Annotated in this window: 16 protein-coding genes; 12 read left to right on the forward strand and 4 right to left on the reverse strand. The window is 62.9% G+C overall.

Annotation, left to right across the window (positions count from 1 at the left end; translation table 11 throughout):
• The first annotated feature begins 149 nt into the window (after positions 1-149).
• A complete protein-coding gene (locus BUA38_RS30740; protein WP_072823937.1) occupies positions 150-1,796 on the forward strand; it encodes an acyl-CoA dehydrogenase family protein in 1,647 nt (548 codons plus the stop codon).
• Positions 1,797-1,821: 25 nt separating this feature from the next.
• A complete protein-coding gene (locus BUA38_RS30745; RefSeq protein WP_072823939.1) occupies positions 1,822-2,607 on the forward strand; it encodes a CPBP family intramembrane glutamic endopeptidase in 786 nt (261 codons plus the stop codon).
• On the opposite strand, the gene ruvX is transcribed toward BUA38_RS30745, so the two are convergent.
• Positions 2,602-3,075, reverse strand: a complete 474-nt coding sequence (gene ruvX, locus BUA38_RS30750; RefSeq protein ID WP_072823941.1) for a Holliday junction resolvase RuvX — start codon at positions 3,073-3,075, stop codon at positions 2,602-2,604. The two genes, BUA38_RS30745 and ruvX, sit on opposite strands and share 6 nt — an antisense overlap.
• A gap of 6 nt (positions 3,076-3,081) precedes the next feature.
• Positions 3,082-3,972 (reverse strand): LysR family transcriptional regulator, encoded by an 891-nt coding sequence (locus tag BUA38_RS30755; RefSeq protein ID WP_072823943.1) that lies wholly within the window; start codon positions 3,970-3,972, stop codon positions 3,082-3,084.
• Positions 3,973-4,077: 105 nt separating this feature from the next.
• Between BUA38_RS30755 and BUA38_RS30760 the strand changes: the two genes are divergently transcribed.
• The 8 genes from BUA38_RS30760 (at position 4,078) to BUA38_RS30795 (ending at position 11,757) form a co-directional block, all read left to right on the forward strand.
• A complete protein-coding gene (locus tag BUA38_RS30760) occupies positions 4,078-5,043 on the forward strand; it encodes an NAD(P)H-dependent flavin oxidoreductase (RefSeq protein ID WP_072823945.1) in 966 nt (321 codons plus the stop codon).
• 62 nt (positions 5,044-5,105) lie between these two features.
• The gene (locus BUA38_RS30765) at positions 5,106-6,182 is read left to right on the forward strand and encodes an NAD(P)H-dependent flavin oxidoreductase (protein ID WP_072823947.1); all 1,077 of its coding nucleotides are present in this window, start codon (positions 5,106-5,108) and stop codon (positions 6,180-6,182) included.
• Between the two features lie 90 nt (positions 6,183-6,272).
• The gene (gene gatC / locus BUA38_RS30770; RefSeq protein ID WP_072823949.1) at positions 6,273-6,560 is read left to right on the forward strand and encodes an Asp-tRNA(Asn)/Glu-tRNA(Gln) amidotransferase subunit GatC; all 288 of its coding nucleotides are present in this window, start codon (positions 6,273-6,275) and stop codon (positions 6,558-6,560) included.
• A gap of 80 nt (positions 6,561-6,640) precedes the next feature.
• Positions 6,641-6,865: a hypothetical protein gene (locus BUA38_RS30775; protein ID WP_072823951.1), complete on the forward strand. Its 225-nt coding sequence runs from the start codon at positions 6,641-6,643 to the stop codon at positions 6,863-6,865.
• Entirely contained in the window at positions 6,862-8,337 is a 1,476-nt protein-coding gene (gene gatA, locus BUA38_RS30780; RefSeq protein WP_072823953.1) for an Asp-tRNA(Asn)/Glu-tRNA(Gln) amidotransferase subunit GatA, read from the forward strand. Before BUA38_RS30775 ends, gatA begins: the two co-directional genes overlap by 4 nt.
• Complete coding sequence (locus BUA38_RS30785) at positions 8,328-8,621, forward strand: hypothetical protein (protein ID WP_072823955.1); 294 nt, start codon at positions 8,328-8,330, stop codon at positions 8,619-8,621. Before gatA ends, BUA38_RS30785 begins: the two co-directional genes overlap by 10 nt.
• Positions 8,622-8,626: 5 nt before the next feature.
• Positions 8,627-10,105: an Asp-tRNA(Asn)/Glu-tRNA(Gln) amidotransferase subunit GatB gene (gatB, locus tag BUA38_RS30790; RefSeq protein WP_072823957.1), complete on the forward strand. Its 1,479-nt coding sequence runs from the start codon at positions 8,627-8,629 to the stop codon at positions 10,103-10,105.
• 1,385 nt (positions 10,106-11,490) lie between these two features.
• Positions 11,491-11,757, forward strand: coding sequence for a hypothetical protein (locus BUA38_RS30795; RefSeq protein WP_072823959.1), 267 nt, complete (start codon positions 11,491-11,493; stop codon positions 11,755-11,757).
• A 61-nt stretch (positions 11,758-11,818) separates the two neighbouring features.
• Here BUA38_RS30795 and BUA38_RS30800 read toward each other — a convergent pair whose 3' ends face one another.
• On the reverse strand, positions 11,819-12,664 hold the full coding sequence (locus BUA38_RS30800) for a helix-turn-helix transcriptional regulator (protein WP_072823961.1): 846 nt from the start codon (positions 12,662-12,664) through the stop codon (positions 11,819-11,821).
• Between the two features lie 91 nt (positions 12,665-12,755).
• Between BUA38_RS30800 and BUA38_RS30805 the strand changes: the two genes are divergently transcribed.
• Positions 12,756-13,652 (forward strand): SDR family oxidoreductase, encoded by an 897-nt coding sequence (locus BUA38_RS30805; RefSeq protein ID WP_072826565.1) that lies wholly within the window; start codon positions 12,756-12,758, stop codon positions 13,650-13,652.
• Between the two features lies 1 nt (position 13,653).
• On the opposite strand, the gene BUA38_RS30810 is transcribed toward BUA38_RS30805, so the two are convergent.
• Complete coding sequence (locus BUA38_RS30810; protein WP_072823963.1) at positions 13,654-14,547, reverse strand: LysR family transcriptional regulator; 894 nt, start codon at positions 14,545-14,547, stop codon at positions 13,654-13,656.
• A gap of 119 nt (positions 14,548-14,666) precedes the next feature.
• On the opposite strand from BUA38_RS30810, the gene BUA38_RS30815 reads away from it, so the two are divergent.
• Positions 14,667-16,109: an MFS transporter gene (locus BUA38_RS30815; protein WP_083588117.1), complete on the forward strand. Its 1,443-nt coding sequence runs from the start codon at positions 14,667-14,669 to the stop codon at positions 16,107-16,109.
• The last annotated feature ends 59 nt before the right edge of the window (positions 16,110-16,168 follow it).

The raw sequence follows: 16,168 nt of genomic DNA on the forward strand, positions 1-16,168 counted from the left end.
AGAGGGAACTTAAAAGTTATCCCCCGGTCAGTCCTGTCCGCCGCCACGATTTCCTGCAAGGTTTTGTCCACCATGCCGCTGGAGCGGCGCATTTTTCGCTGCGGCGAGGGTGCCGTCCCGCGTATGATTAACAGGCACGGGGATGTCCAATGGCCAAAGCTTCATTCGCGACCCATGAAGTGCTCAACCAGTCGCCGCCTTTCGTCGACGTGGATCTGTTCGCGCTGGATACGGCGCTGCGTGAGGCCGTCGCCGCCAATGGCGGCGCGGCGGCTGCGAAGGAACTCGCCCAATTCGGCCGTCACTGGGGTTCGGCCGCCATGGCCGAACGCGGGCGGCTGGCCAACGAGAACACGCCAAAGCTCCGCACTTTCGACTCCCGTGGCAATCGGCGCGACCAGGTCGAGTTTCATCCCGCCTATCACGAATTGATGGCCCACAGCGCGCACGCCGGATTGCACAATTCGACCTGGGGCGCGGACGGCCGCCCGGCAGGCGCGCCGGCCGAGGTGTTGCGCGCGGCGAAGTTCTATATGGCCGCCGGCGTCGAGACCGGGCACCTGTGTCCGATCACGATGACGCGTGCGTCCGTGGCCGCGCTTGCCGTGCAGCCGGATATTCTCAAGAAGACCATGCCGGTCATCGGCACGCGCGCTTACGACCCGGCGTTTGCGCCGTGGTCGTCCAAGCGCGGCATGACGCTCGGCATGGGCATGACCGAGAAGCAGGGCGGCACCGACGTCCGCAGCAACATGACGCGTGCCGAACGGGATGGCGGCGCTTACCGTATCACCGGGCACAAATGGTTCATGTCGGCGCCGATGTGCGACGCCTTTCTGGTGCTGGCGCAGGCCGACCAGGGCCTGAGCTGTTTCTTCATGCCGCGGTTTCGCACCGACGGATCGGTCAACGCCATCCAGTTCCAGCGGCTAAAGGACAAGCTCGGCAATCGCTCGAATGCCTCCTCCGAAGTCGAGTTTGTCGGCGCCTATGGCGAGCTTGTCGGTGAGGAAGGCAAGGGCATCCGCACCATCATCCAGATGGTGCAGCTGACGCGGCAGGATTGCGCGATTGCCTCCGTCGGCCTGATGCGCTCGGGGCTTGCCCATGCGCTGCATCACACCCGCTACCGCAGCGTGTTCCAGAAGCATCTCTCCGATCAGCCGTTGATGCGTGCGGTGCTGTCGGACATGGCGCTGCATGTCGAGGCCTCGATCGCGCTCGTGATGCGGCTCTGCCGCGCCTTCGACCATGCGCCGGTCAGTGCCGATGAAGCGGCTTACATGCGACTCCTGACGCCCGCGATCAAATACTGGACCTGCAAGAGCGCGCCCGGATTCCTCTACGAGGCGATGGAGTGCCTCGGCGGCAACGGCTATGTCGAGGAGGGCATTTTGGCCCGGCACTATCGCGAGTCGCCCGTCAATGCGATCTGGGAAGGCTCCGGCAATGTGATGTGCCTCGATGTGCTGCGGGCATTGTCGCGCGAGGCGGAAGCCGCCGCCGAAATCCTGAAAAGCTTGGCGCAGGAAACCAAGGGCCTGCCCGGCGCGGGCGAGGCGGTCAATCAGATCGGTCAGGCGTTCCGCCGGGGCGATGCGGAGGGCATCGCGCGGCTGGCTGTCGAAAAACTGGCGCTTTTGGCTGCGACAGCGGCGCTGAACGCCATATCGCCACGCCATGCCGAACTATTCGCGAATACCCGCCTTGCCGGGAATCACGGCGGCATGTACGGCGCTGTGGAGCTTGCGCCCGACGACATCGGCCGGTTGCTCGACCGCGCCTTGCCTGCATGAAACTTGCCTGCATGAAAGTCAGTTGATGGATTCGCTCAATCCGGAATCACTTGTTGTCGCCGACGCACCCGTGACGTCCAGCCCGCGCGTCTGGAAGTTCTGGGGCACGGCGTTCTGGGGCCTCGTTGTTTTCATAGGCATGTTCGTCGGCCAGCTGGCCGTCGTCGGCTGGTTTTTGCTGCGTCAGGATGCGCCGATCAACTGGGACACTTTTGGCGATGCCGTTACGGCTGTCGTCAGCAACGGCCTGACGATCTCGCTTTCGGTCATCACGGGATTGCCGGCTGTCGCCGCGGCGCTGTGGGTCGCGATCCGGATCAAGCGCGCCGGCTTTGCCGATTACCTCGGCTTGCGTTCTTTCTCATGGGCAAATCTTGGAATCGGCACGGTCGCGCTGTTCGTGCTGGTCATGGGATGGGATGCGCTGTCGCGGGCCACGGGGCGCGAGGTCGAACCCGGCTTCATGGGCGACGTGTTGAAAACCGCGCGCGCCGATAACGCACTATGGCTTCTGGTGATCGCCTTCTGCGTCGCCGCGCCGATCACGGAAGAATTCTTTGCCCGCGGCTTTCTCTACCGCGGCTGGTCGGAATCGTTTCTGCGGGTGCCCGGCGCGATTATCCTGTCGTCGCTGGTCTGGACCGGGCTGCACCTGCAATACAACTGGTACTTCCTTGGCGAAGTGTTCTCGATCGGCGTCCTGCTCGGCTACATACGCTACCGCAGCAACTCGACCTGGCTGACGATCATTTTGCACGGCCTCAACAACTTCGCCGCCGTGGCGCAGACCTTCCTGCTCACGAGTTCATAGCTTTTTTGAAAGCCGGTCCAGCGCGCCCTGGAGGATGAAGATCGCCGCGTGCTCGTCGATCACCTCGGCGCGGCGGGCACGGCTCATGTCCATGCCGATCAGCTCGCGTTCGACCGCCGCCGTCGACAACCGTTCGTCCCAGAGCGCTATCGCAAGCGCAGTCAGCTGTGAGAAATTGCGCGCAAAGGCCCGCGTCGATTGCGCGCGCGGCCCTTCACTGCCGTCCATGTTGATCGGCAGGCCCAGCACGAAGCCGACCGCGGCCCGTTCGGTAGCGATCTTGAGCAGACCTGCCGCGTCGGCCTTGAACGCCTTGCGCTGGACGGTGGTTACCCCCGTTGCCAGCCGGCGATCGGGATCGGATACGGCAACGCCAATGGTCTTGGTGCCGAGATCAAGGCCGATCAGCGCGCCTCGCGCGGGCCAATGCTGGGCTGCTTCGATCAATGGCAGGATGAGGGCGGGCATCCTGTTTTACGCCGCAATCACGCGTTCGGAGTCGTTAAGGCAGGACGTAAAGCCGCTCAGCGCACTGTATTGATGGGCGCTCCGGCGCTGGATGAACAGCGTGCTGACCCGTGACCATACTGTGTCGAGGGTATGTATGCTGACGTTTTCGCGCTGCTCGCTGCGTTCGACTACGGCGCGGGGTAATACCGAGACCCCCATGCCGGCGGCGACACAGCCGATCATGCCGTCAAGCGTGCCAAGTTCGAAGCGAACGGCTGACGGCCAACCGAAATCGGTAAATAGCTGCTCGAGCCGCTGGCGATAGGTGCAGCCGGTTCGAAACACCAACGCCGTCGGACCGGATTCAGGCGTGCCGGCACGCAAAGCGGCGAGGCTGGTGAACCGGCGCGGCGTAACGAGCACCAGTTCCTCATGGAAAGCGACGGTCGAGACGAGATCGGAATGCTCGATCGGAGCGGCAACGAAGGCGCCGTCTAGCGTGCCGGTCAACACGGCGGCGACGAGAGCTGCGGTCGTTGCGGTCGTGAGCGTCAGTCGTACTGCCGGGAACCGGTGGTGAAAATCGGCAAGAAGCCCGGGTAGCCGCACCGCCGCGGTTGTCTCCATCGAGCCGATCGAGAGCGGACCTTTCGGCTCGCCATCATCGCGTGCGGCGAGCATCGCTTCGCGCGACAACGCGGCCATCCGCTGGGCATAGGGAAGCAGCCGGCGACCAGCGCCGGTCAGGGTCATGCCACGGCTGTGCCGTTCAAACAGTGCGGTGCCAATTTCGGCCTCAAGCGTTTTCACGCGCTGGGTAACATTGGACTGCACGGTGTTGAGCTCTTCCGCGGCTCGGGTGATGCCGCCGTTGCGCGCCACGGCCGAGAAGGTCACGAGATCCGTCAATTCCATCGGTAAACGTCCGTTTTCATTTTCAGATGGTTGAGTTCTCTAATATTCGTTTTTTAAGAAAGGTACGCCGCGCTACGATGCCTGTCCATAGCGAGGAGGACGATCATGCCGATCACGACGCCACTGATTTCGCTTTTGGGCATCAAGCACCCAATCCTTTCCGCGCCTATGGACATCATTGCGGGCGCACGGTTGGTCGCCGCGGTTAGTGACGCCGGAGGCTTCGGTATTTTAGGCGGCGGTTATGGCGAGAAGGATTGGCTCGCGCGCGAAACCGCAAAGCTGAAAGCATGTACAGCATCCTTCGGCATCGGTTTCATCACCTGGAGCCTGGCGAAGCAGCCGGAGGTGTTGGACATCGCGCTGGACGCAAAGCCGCGCGCGATCATGCTTTCGTTCGGCGACCCAAAACCGTTTGCGCCGCACATCAAGTCGGCCGGCTGTCTCTTGATCTGTCAGGTCCAGACCGAGGATATGGCGAAACAAGCGCTCGATGCCGGTGCCGATATTCTGATCGCGCAGGGCACGGAGGCCGGGGGCCACGGCGCGTCTCGAACGACTCTCGACATCGTGCCCGCCATTGTCGATCTGGTGGCGGGCCGCGTGCCGGTCGTCGCGGCCGGAGGCATTGCCGATGGGCGAGGGCTGGCTGCGATGATGGCGTTGGGTGCGAGCGGCGTTCTGCTCGGCACGCGGTTTTATGCTAGCGTCGAATGCGACGGAGCCGAGGATGCCAAGCGGCGAATTTGCAAGGCGAATAGCGGCGAGACCATTCGCAGCTCCATCTTCGATTTTTCGCGCCGCCGGTGGTGGCCGTCGCCGTTTACCGGCCGCGTTTTGATCAACGACCACGCGCGCAAGTGGAGGGGGCGGGAGGTCGAACTGATCCAGAACCTGGACGTGGTTGTGGCCGAATACGCCGTCGCGCTCGAGACCGGCAATTTTGATATAGCTAGCGTCATTGCCGGCGAGGGCGTTGGCCTGATCCACGACGTTCCGCCAGCCGGCGCGATTGTCGAGCGGATCATCACCGAGGCCGAGCAGATTATCGCGGGCCGGCGCAACTCTTAGATTTACCAACCGGCGCAACGCTGCGCTGGAAACTCTTCTCAAGCAAGAAAAGAGGCTCACCTATGTGGCCGGATCGCCGCATCCTGAATCTGTTCAAGACCGAATTTCCGATCGTCCAGGCACCGATGGCAGGTGCGATGGACGCTGATCTGGTGATCGCGGCGGCGCAAGGCGGAGCGCTGGGTTCGCTGCCTTGCGCGATGCTCTCGGCGGAGAAGGCGCGCGAGCAGGTCCAAATCATCCGTCAGCGGGTGTCGGCGCCGGTGAACATGAATTTCTTCTGCCACAAGCTGGTCTCAGCCGACCCATCGCGCGAGGCCGCGTGGAAAGAACGGCTCGCGTCGTACTACACGGAGCATGATCTTGACCCCGTGGCGCCGGTGAACGCTGCCAACCGTGCGCCGTTTGACGGCGCGATGTGTGAGGTTGTCGAGGAACTCAAGCCCGAGATCGTGAGCTTTCATTTTGGTCTGCCCGAGAAAGGTCTGCTGGCGCGGGTCAAGGCGGCCGGCTGCAAGGTCATTTCTTCGGCCACGACGGTGAAGGAAGCGGTCTGGCTTGAAGAAAGCGGGGCGGACGTGATCATCGCGCAAGGCGCCGAAGCTGGCGGCCATCGCGGCATGTTCCTGACCGACGATATTACCCAGCAGCCCGGCACCTTCGCGCTGGTGCCGCAGGTGGTCGACGCCGTGCATGTGCCGGTGATCGCGGCGGGCGGAATCGCCGACGGGCGGGGAATTGCGGCTGCCTTTGCGCTGGGCGCGGCGGGGGTGCAGATCGGGACGGCGTATCTGCGTTGCCCGGAATCGAAGGTTTCCGCGCCGGCGCGAACCCTGCTGGCGCAAGGGCGGGACGATTCCACTGTGATCACCAATGTCATGACCGGCCGGCCGGCGCGGGGGCTGGTGAACCGGGTCATGCGCGAACTGGGCCCGATTTCGCCTGACGCGCCGGAATTTCCCCATGCGGCGACCAGTTTGGCCCCCTTGAAGGCGGCTGCCGAAAAGCAGGGCAAGCTCGATTTCACCAATCTTTGGGCCGGGCAGGCCGTGCGGCTGGGGCGGGACATGCCGGCGGCCGCGCTGACCCGGGCCCTGGCCGGTAGCGCCTTGGCGCGGTTGAGCAAAATGGCGGGGTAACCCGGTCGTACCGCGGCGGTTGCGGCGCAAAACCGGGCTCTGCTATACGCAGGGCGCTAGCCTGAAAATCCGCAATCGAGGCCATATATAATGTCGGTCGATGCTGACACCGTTCGCCGTATCGCGCATCTGGCGCGGATCGGGGTGAAGGATTCGGAGATCTCCCACCTCCAGGGCGAATTGAACGCCATGCTCAAGTTCGTCGAGCAGCTTGAAGAGGTCAATGTCGACGGGGTCGAGCCCATGACCTCGGTCACGCCGATGGCGATGAAGAAGCGGGCCGATGTGGTCAACGATGGCGGCATCGCCGACGACATCGTCAAGAACGCGCCCGAAACCCAGGATCATTTTTTCCTGGTACCGAAAGTCGTCGAGTAACATAGCGTTTTCGAGCGAAGTGGGTACGGTTCGCGTGAAGAAAACGCGTCAAATAAAGAGTCAAATACAAGAGTCATCCGATGTGCATGCTCTGTGACGATGAAAAGGCCTACCGCGCCTACATGGAATATCTCGACGCCCAGGAGCGGCAGGGCAAGGCCGCCGATCCCGACAAGGCGATGGACGCCGTGCTCGATGCGCTCGAAGCCGCCAGTCAGGCGCGCGGCGAGGTGAAGCGCGATGATCCCGCCAACGACAAGACATTGTCTCCCTTCTTCTGTAGCCCGGTTAACAACAATAAATGACCGACCTGACATCGCTGACGCTCGCTGAGGCCAAAGATGGCCTCGCGAAGAAGTCCTTCACTTCGCTTGAACTGACCGACGCGCATTTGAAGGCGATGGAGGCCGCGCGCGTCCTCAACGCCTTTGTGCTGGAGACACCGGACCGCGCGCGCGACATGGCGAAGGTCGCCGACGGCAACATCGCCAAGGGCGAGGGCGGTCCGCTCGCGGGCATTCCCTTGGGCATCAAGGATCTGTTCGCGACCAAGGATGTGAGAACCACCGCCTGCTCGAAAATTCTCGGCAACTTCGTGCCGACCTATGAATCGACGATCACCTCGCAGCTATGGCGCGACGGTGCCGTGCTGCTCGGCAAGCTCAACAACGACGAATTCGCGATGGGCTCGTCCAACGAGACCTCGTGCTTCGGACCCGTCGTCAATCCGTGGCGGCGCGAAGGCTCCAATACGTCGCTGGTGCCGGGCGGCTCGTCCGGTGGTTCGGCTTCGGCCGTTGCCGCGCTGCTCTGCATGGGCGCGACCGCGACCGACACCGGCGGATCGATCCGCCAGCCGGCCGCGTTCACCGCAACCGTCGGCATGAAGCCGACCTACGGGCGCTGCTCGCGCTGGGGCATCGTCGCTTTCGCGTCCTCGCTCGATCAGGCAGGTCCGATCGGCCGCACCGTGCGCGACACCGCGATCCTGATGCGCTCGATGGCGGGTCATGACCCGAAGGACACGACCTCGGTCGACGTCGCCGTGCCCGACTACGAAAAGGCGATCGGATCATCGGTCAAGGGAATGAAGATCGGCATCCCCAAGGAATATCGCCTCGACGGCATGCCGGGCGAGATCGAAAAGCTCTGGAGCGAAGGCGCGGCGTGGCTGAAGGCGGCGGGCGCGGAACTGGTCGAGGTGTCGCTGCCGCACACCAAATACGCGCTGCCGGCCTATTACATTGTCGCGCCGGCGGAAGCCTCTTCCAACCTCGCGCGCTATGACGGCGTGCGCTACGGCCTGCGTGTGCCGGGCCGCGCCATCTCCGACATGTATGAGAACACCCGCGCCGATGGCTTTGGCGCCGAGGTGCGCCGTCGCGTGATGATCGGCACCTATGTGCTCTCGGCCGGCTACTACGACGCCTATTACTTAAGGGCGCAAAAGGTGCGGACGCTGATCAAGAAGGACTTTGAGGATTGCTTCGCGAAGGGCGTGAACGCGATCCTCACTCCGGCGACGCCGTCGGCGGCTTTCGGCGTCGGCGAGAAGGGCGGTGCCGATCCGGTCGAGATGTACCTCAACGACATCTTCACGGTGACGGTGAACATGGCGGGCCTGCCCGGCATCGGGGTTCCCGCGGGCAAGGACAGCCAGGGTCTGCCGCTCGGCCTGCAACTGATCGGGCGTCCGTTTGACGAAGAGACGTTGTTCTCGCTCGGTGAGGTGATCGAGCAGGCCGCCGGCCGCTTCATGCCGGCGAAATGGTGGTAGTCATGGCGGCCCTGAGGTCCACGCTCGCTAACGCAGCTCCCGAAGGCGGCCTCTCGCCGCCGCTCGCCGCGTTGTGGTGGGCGGCCAAGGGCAATTGGGACGCCGCGCACAAGATCGTGCAGGACGAGAGCGACGCCAACTCCGCCTGGGTGCATGCCTATCTGCACCGCGTCGAGGGCGATCTCTCCAACGCCGGGTACTGGTATCGCCAGGCCGGTCAGCCGGTGGCGAAGGATTCATTCGAAAGCGAGTGGGAGCGCATCGCTTCCACCCTCGAAAGTTAAAACGCATGACGGCAACGAACGGCAAACTGATCAAGGGCGCGACCGGCGACTGGGAAGTCGTGATCGGCATGGAGGTCCATGCCCAGGTCACCTCGAACGCCAAGCTGTTCTCCGGCGCCTCGACCGAATTCGGCGGCGAGCCCAATTCCCACGTCTCGCTGGTCGATGCCGCGATGCCGGGCATGTTGCCCGTCATCAACGAGCAATGCGTCAAGCAGGCCATCCGCACCGGTTTGGGGTTGAACGCGCAGATCAACCTGCGTTCGGTGTTCGACCGCAAGAACTATTTCTATCCCGACCTGCCTCAGGGCTATCAGATCAGCCAATACAAGTCGCCGATCGTGGGCGAGGGTGAGGTGATGGTCGAGCTCGAAGGCGGCAAGACCGCCACCATCGGCATCGAGCGGCTGCATCTGGAACAAGATGCCGGCAAGTCGCTGCACGATCAGTCGCCGACCATGTCGTTCGTCGATCTCAACCGCTCCGGCGTGGCGCTGATGGAGATTGTTTCAAAACCGGACATCCGCGATGCGGAGCAGGCCAAGGCCTATGTGACCAAGCTGCGCTCGATCCTGCGCTACCTCGGCACCTGTGACGGCGACATGGAGAAGGGGTCCTTACGCGCCGACGTTAACGTGTCGGTGCGCAAGCCAGGCGGGCCGCTCGGCACCCGCTGCGAGATCAAGAACATGAACTCGATCACCTTCATCGGGCAGGCGATCGAATACGAGGCGCGCCGCCAGATCGAGATCATCGAGGAGGGCGGCGCCATCGACCAGGAAACGCGGCTGTTCGATCCCAACAAGGGCGAAACGCGTTCGATGCGCTCCAAGGAAGAGGCGCACGACTACCGCTATTTCCCGGATCCCGACCTGCTGCCGCTGGAATTCACCGACGCCTACGTCGCCGAATTGAAGGCGGACCTGCCGGAACTCCCGGACCAGAAGACAGCGCGCTTCATCGCCGAGTTTTCGCTCTCACCCTATGACGCCAGCGTGCTGGTCGCGGAGCGCGAGAGCGCGGACTTCTTCGAGACGGTGCTGACGAAGCTCGCCAACCAGCCGCGCGACGGCAAAGTAGCAGCCAACTGGGTGATCAATGAGCTGTTCGGGCGGCTGAACAAGGAAGGCCTCGCCATCGGCGCCTCGCCGGTGTCGGCCACGCAACTCGGCGGCATCGTCGACCTGATCGGCGAGGGCACGATCTCCGGCAAGATCGCCAAGGATCTGTTCGAGATCGTCTGGCAAGAGGGCGGCGACCCCCGCGGAATCGTCGAAGCGCGCGGCATGAAGCAGGTCACTGACCTCTCCGCGATCGAAAAGGTGGTCGACGAGATCATCGCCGCCAATCCGGACAAGGTCGCGCAGGCCAAAGCCAAGCCGCAGGCGCTCGGCTGGTTCGTCGGTCAGGTGATGAAATCATCCGGCGGCAAGGCCAACCCGCAAGCCGTTAACGATCTTCTGAAGTCGAAACTCGGCATCTGAGTTCTCTCATCGACACCGCGCGCGACGCGTGCGCGGTTCACGCGTGGTCACCGATCATTCACGATGTCCAGAGATCGGCGCCTTACCTGGCGTGAGGTCGCCGCGAATCGGCCCCAATCGAATCGAGCCGGAATCCGACGCTTGGCGAGCGACGACGGGCCGTAAACGCGCTTTCCGCAAAAAATTTTTTTGTTGCCAAAATCCCGATTCGGAGTCCGTGCGACTCGCCTCCGAGCGGACTTTCGAGCGCCGCGCGCGGTTTGACGCGCGAGCGCGATCGATATCGCGAGAAACAGAAAGTACTTCTACACCAGCGTTTCGTGCGTATTTTTGATTTTCGTTTCGGCTTCTCGTTCGGATTTTGCGCGTTAACGTTTGAGTGTTTGAGCGTTGCTGCGCGGCTCGCGCATCGCGCGCACGCGGCGCGAGGCGTCAACCCTTCCTTAAGCGGGAAGCTGTTTTTTTCGTTGTGTTGGTGTATTCGGGATGTAGTGCATCTCGATTCCCGAGTGCACGCAGCGATTAAGCCATCTCACATTGGAGGGCAACATGGCCAAGAAAGCGAAGAAAGCGAAGAAGGCGAAGAGCGCAGTGAAGAAGACTGCGAAGAAGACCCGCAAGGTCTCCAAGAAGAAGTAAGTCTCGCCTTTAAGAAGATGCCGGCGGTTTGATGCCGGCACGTCACACGAGCCTTCGACGGTTGCTTCCTTAAAGAAGCGGATTTGAAGAGCGGCTCTTGTCGACGAAAGAGGGTGTCGGCGAGACATCAGGTCAAACGGCTGGATCGTATTTTAGGGGAGCTTGCTCCTGCTAAAGGGCGGTCCGGCAGAAGAAACAGGTTTTCTTCGTTCGGTGCGGATCCTTATCGTGGTTCGCAAATTTCACCGGCCCGAGGGCGCGAATGCCTCAAGGTCTCTGAAATCTGGTCCTGACGTGTTCGCCGACGCCCTCGTTCCGAGCCGGTGTGCCCTGAGCCCGGCTAGCTATTCCCAACATCTATTCCAGCTTGATCGGCCGTAACCGGCAACCGGCTTTGTGCGCGGGGGCAGGCCAGGGCTGTCCCGTCGGCCGGCGCGACGGTGAGTTGGTCCGTTGCGGCAATGGTTACTGGCGCGCGAAACGACAGGGTAAACCGATTTCTCAAATAGACGAGAAACCCGCATAAAGCGGGCACTTCGCGCGTTTTGCTGTGGCAGCGGCCGGCAAACCGTTTACGCCCGATTCATCCCGACCTTTAAACTGTCCTTCAAATTTGAGCGGTCATGATCGCCCCCACAAGCCGGTCAACGGCGACGCGCAATCCAAGCGCAATGGGGAAAACAAACTGGACAGGGGCCGCGCGCGGAAAACACGCGCGGTACTCAACAAAAAATGGGGAGACTACAATGTTTCAGGGTTCTATCGATCTGGATCTGGCCATTCCGGTCACGGCGACCGCCATTCCGGATGTGCTGTTCGAGCGTGGGCTTTACTGGTCGAGCGGCCGCTCCGGCGTCGTCAACCTGATCGCCGCGCACAAATGGTTCAACCTGGCTGCCCTCAAGGGCCGCAACGACGCGGTTCAGATGCGCCGCGAGGTTGCCGAACTGATGTCGAACGTGGAAATCGCCGCCGCCCAGCGCGAAGCCCGCGACTGGATGAAGGCTCATTGATTGCCTGACGGCGTTTGGCGGGATCAAGGAGATAGGAAAGATCTGCTTTCCTATTTTCCGGCTACCGCGACGTGGCTTCACCTTTGTCAAGCAGCGCGGCGATCTGGTCGCGAAGCTCCGGCGTGGTCGGGTGATAGACGACGAGGCTGAGATCCGGCCGTCCATCGACGGCGAAGGCCGAATATTCGAACGTGACCTTGCCAAGAACGGGATGTTTGATGTGCTTGACGCGTTCGCCGTGATGGCGGACCTCGTTGTCGCGCCACATCGCCTTGAACTCCGGGCTTAGCCGGCACATCTCGTCGACCAGCAGCTCCATCTCTGCCGCCGCGCCCGCTCGCGCGACGTCGATCCTGAACGCCCCCAGAACGAATTCGGCGACGCTCTCCCATTCATACTGCGCGTCGCGTGCACTGGGATCGAGGAAGATGAAGCGCAGGATATTGCGTTGTTCCGGCGGCATCGCGCCGTAATCAGTCAGCATCACGGCCACCGCACGATTCCAGGCGACGACGTCCCAGGTTGCAGTTCTGATCAGGCCAGGGCTCGGCTCCAGCGCATCGAGCACGCGTTGCAGCCGCGGCGTGACGCCGTCGTCCTTCTTGTAATGCGCTTCGGGCGGATGACCGAGGCCGAGCAGGAAGAGATGTTCGCGCTCGAGTTCGGTCAGCATCAGTGCGCGCGCGATCCGGTCGAGCACATCGGCCGACGGCGAACCGCCGCGTCCTTGCTCAAGCCATGTGTACCAGGTCGGACTGATATTGGCGCGCTGCGCCACTTCCTCGCGGCGCAGTCCCGGCGTGCGGCGGCGCTGCGACGAAAATCCCAGCGCGACCGGGTCGAGTTTGGCCCGGCGCGTTCGCAGATAGGTCCCGAGCAGGCTGTCGTTGGCGACGGTCTCGCTCATCCTGTTAGCCATTATACTACGATAACGTCACTACTTTACCAGGATACACCGAAGACCGACATCTGTCTCCACCAAGCAAGGAGACTTGATCATGCATGTGTTCGTTACTGGCGCGACCGGATTCATCGGCTTGACCGTCACCAAGGAGTTGATCGCAGCCGGCCATCAGGTGTCGGGACTGGCGCGTTCGCCGGAGAAAGCGAAAGCGCTCGCGGCCGCCGGCGCCGAGGTCGTGATGGGATCGATTCAGGATCTCGACGGTGTGAAGCGCGCCGCCGCGAGAGCCGATGGCGTCATTCACCTTGCGTTCAACCACGACTTCTCGAAATTCGTCGAGAACTGCGAAGACGATCGGCGCGTCATCGCGGCGCTCGGCTCGGTGCTGGAAGGCTCCGGCCGGCCGCTGATCGTCACCTCCGGCACCTTGATCGCCAATAGCGCGCCAGGCCGGCTCGCCAGCGAAGAGGATGAAGCCATCAACTCCGAGGCGCATCCGCGCGCGGCGTCGGAAGAGGCCGCACGTGCGGCGGCGGCGAAAGGCGTCAACGTTTCCGTGGTGCGCCTTCCCCAGGTTCACGACAGAGCCCGGCAGGGCCTTGTTACGTTCGCGATCGGCATCGCGCTTGAAAAAGGCGTGTGTCCCTATGTGGGCGACGGACAGAACCGCTGGCCGTCGGCGCATATTCTCGACACCGCCCGCCTTTACCGGCTGGCGCTGGAGAAGGCAGAACCCGGCGCCACCTATCACGCGGTTGCGGAAGAGGGCGTCTCGTTTCGCGATATCGCCGAAGTCCTGGGGCGGCAGTTGAAGCTGCCGGTCAGGTCGATCAGCCCGGACGAGGCCAAGGATCACTTCGGTTGGCTTGCGGTGTTTGCCGGTTTCGATGCGCCGGCCTCCAGCGCGCTGACGCGACAGCGCCTGCAATGGCAGCCGAAGGAGCGGGGGCTGCTCGCCGACCTTGCAGAGCTGGAATATGCGGGCTGGTGATCTATCGGCGTATCGATCTCGGCCGAACCGCTGTCTTGATCGAGCCCTGTGCGCGATGCTCACGGAATGCTGCCGTGAGCGTCCGCAACGCGCTCCGCGATCTCGCATCCGACAGATTTGAATGCAGCACGATTTCGGAAAGTGGAAGCTGCGGCAGGCCGAGCTTTTCGCCGACCTCGATGACGCCAGCCGGCGCGACGCGATGCGCCAGCGCGCCGACCGCAATGCCGGCCGAAACCGCGGCGATGACGGCCGCCATCCCACCACCCAGGAAGACCTCGATCCATTCCACGTGGGCTGCATCCAGCACGCGAGTGGCCGCATTGCGAACGCCGCACGACGCCGAGAGCGAGGCCAGCCGCAGCGGTTCGCCCTTGCGATGCGCGAACTCCGGCGCGGCGAACCAGCTGAAGCGTTCCTCGCTCAGGACTTCGCCGTCGCGGCGATCGTCTTCCTTGCGAACGATTGCCGCATCGATCGTGCCACGATCGAACCCATCGAGCAGATCGCGCGATGTCCCCAACTGAACCTCGATCAACAGCGCGGGATCATGCGCACCGAGGCGGGCGAGCAGGACGGGAAGTTCGGGCCCGGCCACTTGATCGGCGATCCCGAGCGTGAAGCGGCGCGATGTCGTCGAAAGTCCGGCGACCGCGCGCTCATGCGCGGCGAGGAAGTCGCGCGCAACACTGAGAAACGAGGCGCCGCGCGCGGAGAGCCGAACCAGCCGTGGCGTTCGCTCGATCAGCTTCTCGCCGAGCCGGTCCTCCAGGCGTTTCAGCTTCATGCTGATCGCAGCTTGCGAGGTGTCGAGGGCTGCGGCAGCGCGTGTGAAGCTCTGAAAATCGGCTACCAAAACAAATGCTTGCACGGATTCGACGTCGAGGATCGTCATGGGAATTCATATCCAGGTGTTATCTCAAATATAGATACACATCCCAATTTGTTATTTCAAATCCAAAGCTACATCGGACGTCGCAGGCGGCGATTTTGGCCGCCGATCAGGAGCACATCATGAGTGTCGAAGCGGGCGCTGATGCCACGGCATTGGCGCGGCGAACGATTGTTGAAGAGGGCGATCCGCGCCGCTGGTTTGCGTTGCCGGTGTTGTTGATCGGCGCCTTCCTGCCGATCCTCGATTTCAACGTGGTCAATCTGGCGTTGCCTGCGATACGGCAAAATCTCGGGGCGACATCGAGCGAAGTACAATTCGTCATTTCGGCTTATGCCGCGACTTATGCGGTGCTGCTCATCACCGGCGGACGGCTTGGCGACTGGCTCGGCCGCAGACAGATGTTCATGCTCGGCGTCATCGGCTTCACGCTGGCCTCGATCCTGTGCGGCACGGCGTGGTCGCCCGGTGTGCTCATTGCCGGCCGCGTCCTGCAGGGACTGACCGCAACCGTGATGGCGCCGCAGGTGCTGGCCTCGATCCGGGTGCTGTTTCCGCCGGCCGAGCAGGGCAAGGCGCTGGGGCTCTACGGCGCGACCTTCGGGCTCGCCAATATCGTGGGCCAGATTCTCGGCGGCGTGCTGGTGTCGGCGCATCCGTTCGGGTTCACTTGGCAGGCGATTTTCCTGATCAACATTCCGATCGGGCTTGCCGCACTGGTTGGAAGCCTGTTGTTTCTTGGCGACTCCCGCGCCGATCACGCGCAGCGGCTCGACATCGGCGGCGTGGCGCTGTTGTCGGTGACGCTCGGTCTTCTGGTTTATCCGCTGGTCGAAGGACGCGAGAGCGGATGGCCGGCGTGGATGATCGTGATGCTTGTGCTGGCGCCGTTCGCGCTGTTCGCCTTCGTCGGGTTTGAACGGCGGGTGGCGTTGCGGGGAGGATCGCCGCTCGTCGATATGTCGCTGTTCCGTGAGCCGGGCTTTGCGATCGGGGTGGCAATGGCGCTCATCTTCTACACGCTGTCGTCCTTCTACCTGACGTTCTCGGTCTATCTGCAAGGCGGGTTGCATCTGACGCCGCTGGGTGCCGGATTGCGAACGCTGCCGTTCGGCGTTGGATATTTCGCGGCTTCATTTGCCGCGGCCGGCATCATGCAGCGGCTCGGCCCACGCGCCCTGACGTTGGGTTTTGCTGTCCAGGTGTTCGGCTTTGGATCGGTGGCGCTCGCCGTCATGGGACCATTGGCCGGCTATCTTGGCGCCGCGTTGGTCGTGGCGGGCGTCGGTTTCGGCATCGTGATGCCGTCCGTGATCAAGGCCGTGATCGGCGGCATCGACCCGCGTCACGCCGGGCTTGCCTCGGGTATCGTCATCTCGACCTTCCAGATCGGGGCAGCGCTCGGTGTCGCCGTCATCGGCGGCGTTTTCTTCAGCGTGCTCGGAAACGGGCAGGGGCTCACGGCCCACGCTCACGCGTTTGTTGTCGCGCTCGCCTGTAACGTCGCGCTGCTGGCGGTTGGCGGCGTGTTGTCCTTGTGGTTGCCGGCCAAAGGCCACGCATAACGATTTATGCCGCGGGCTCCTGCAATCGCGGGAGCGTGTGAAGTCGTGAACTGCCCGCC

It is taken from the genome of Bradyrhizobium erythrophlei (assembly GCF_900142985.1).
Taxonomy (GTDB): domain Bacteria; phylum Pseudomonadota; class Alphaproteobacteria; order Rhizobiales; family Xanthobacteraceae; genus Bradyrhizobium; species Bradyrhizobium erythrophlei_B.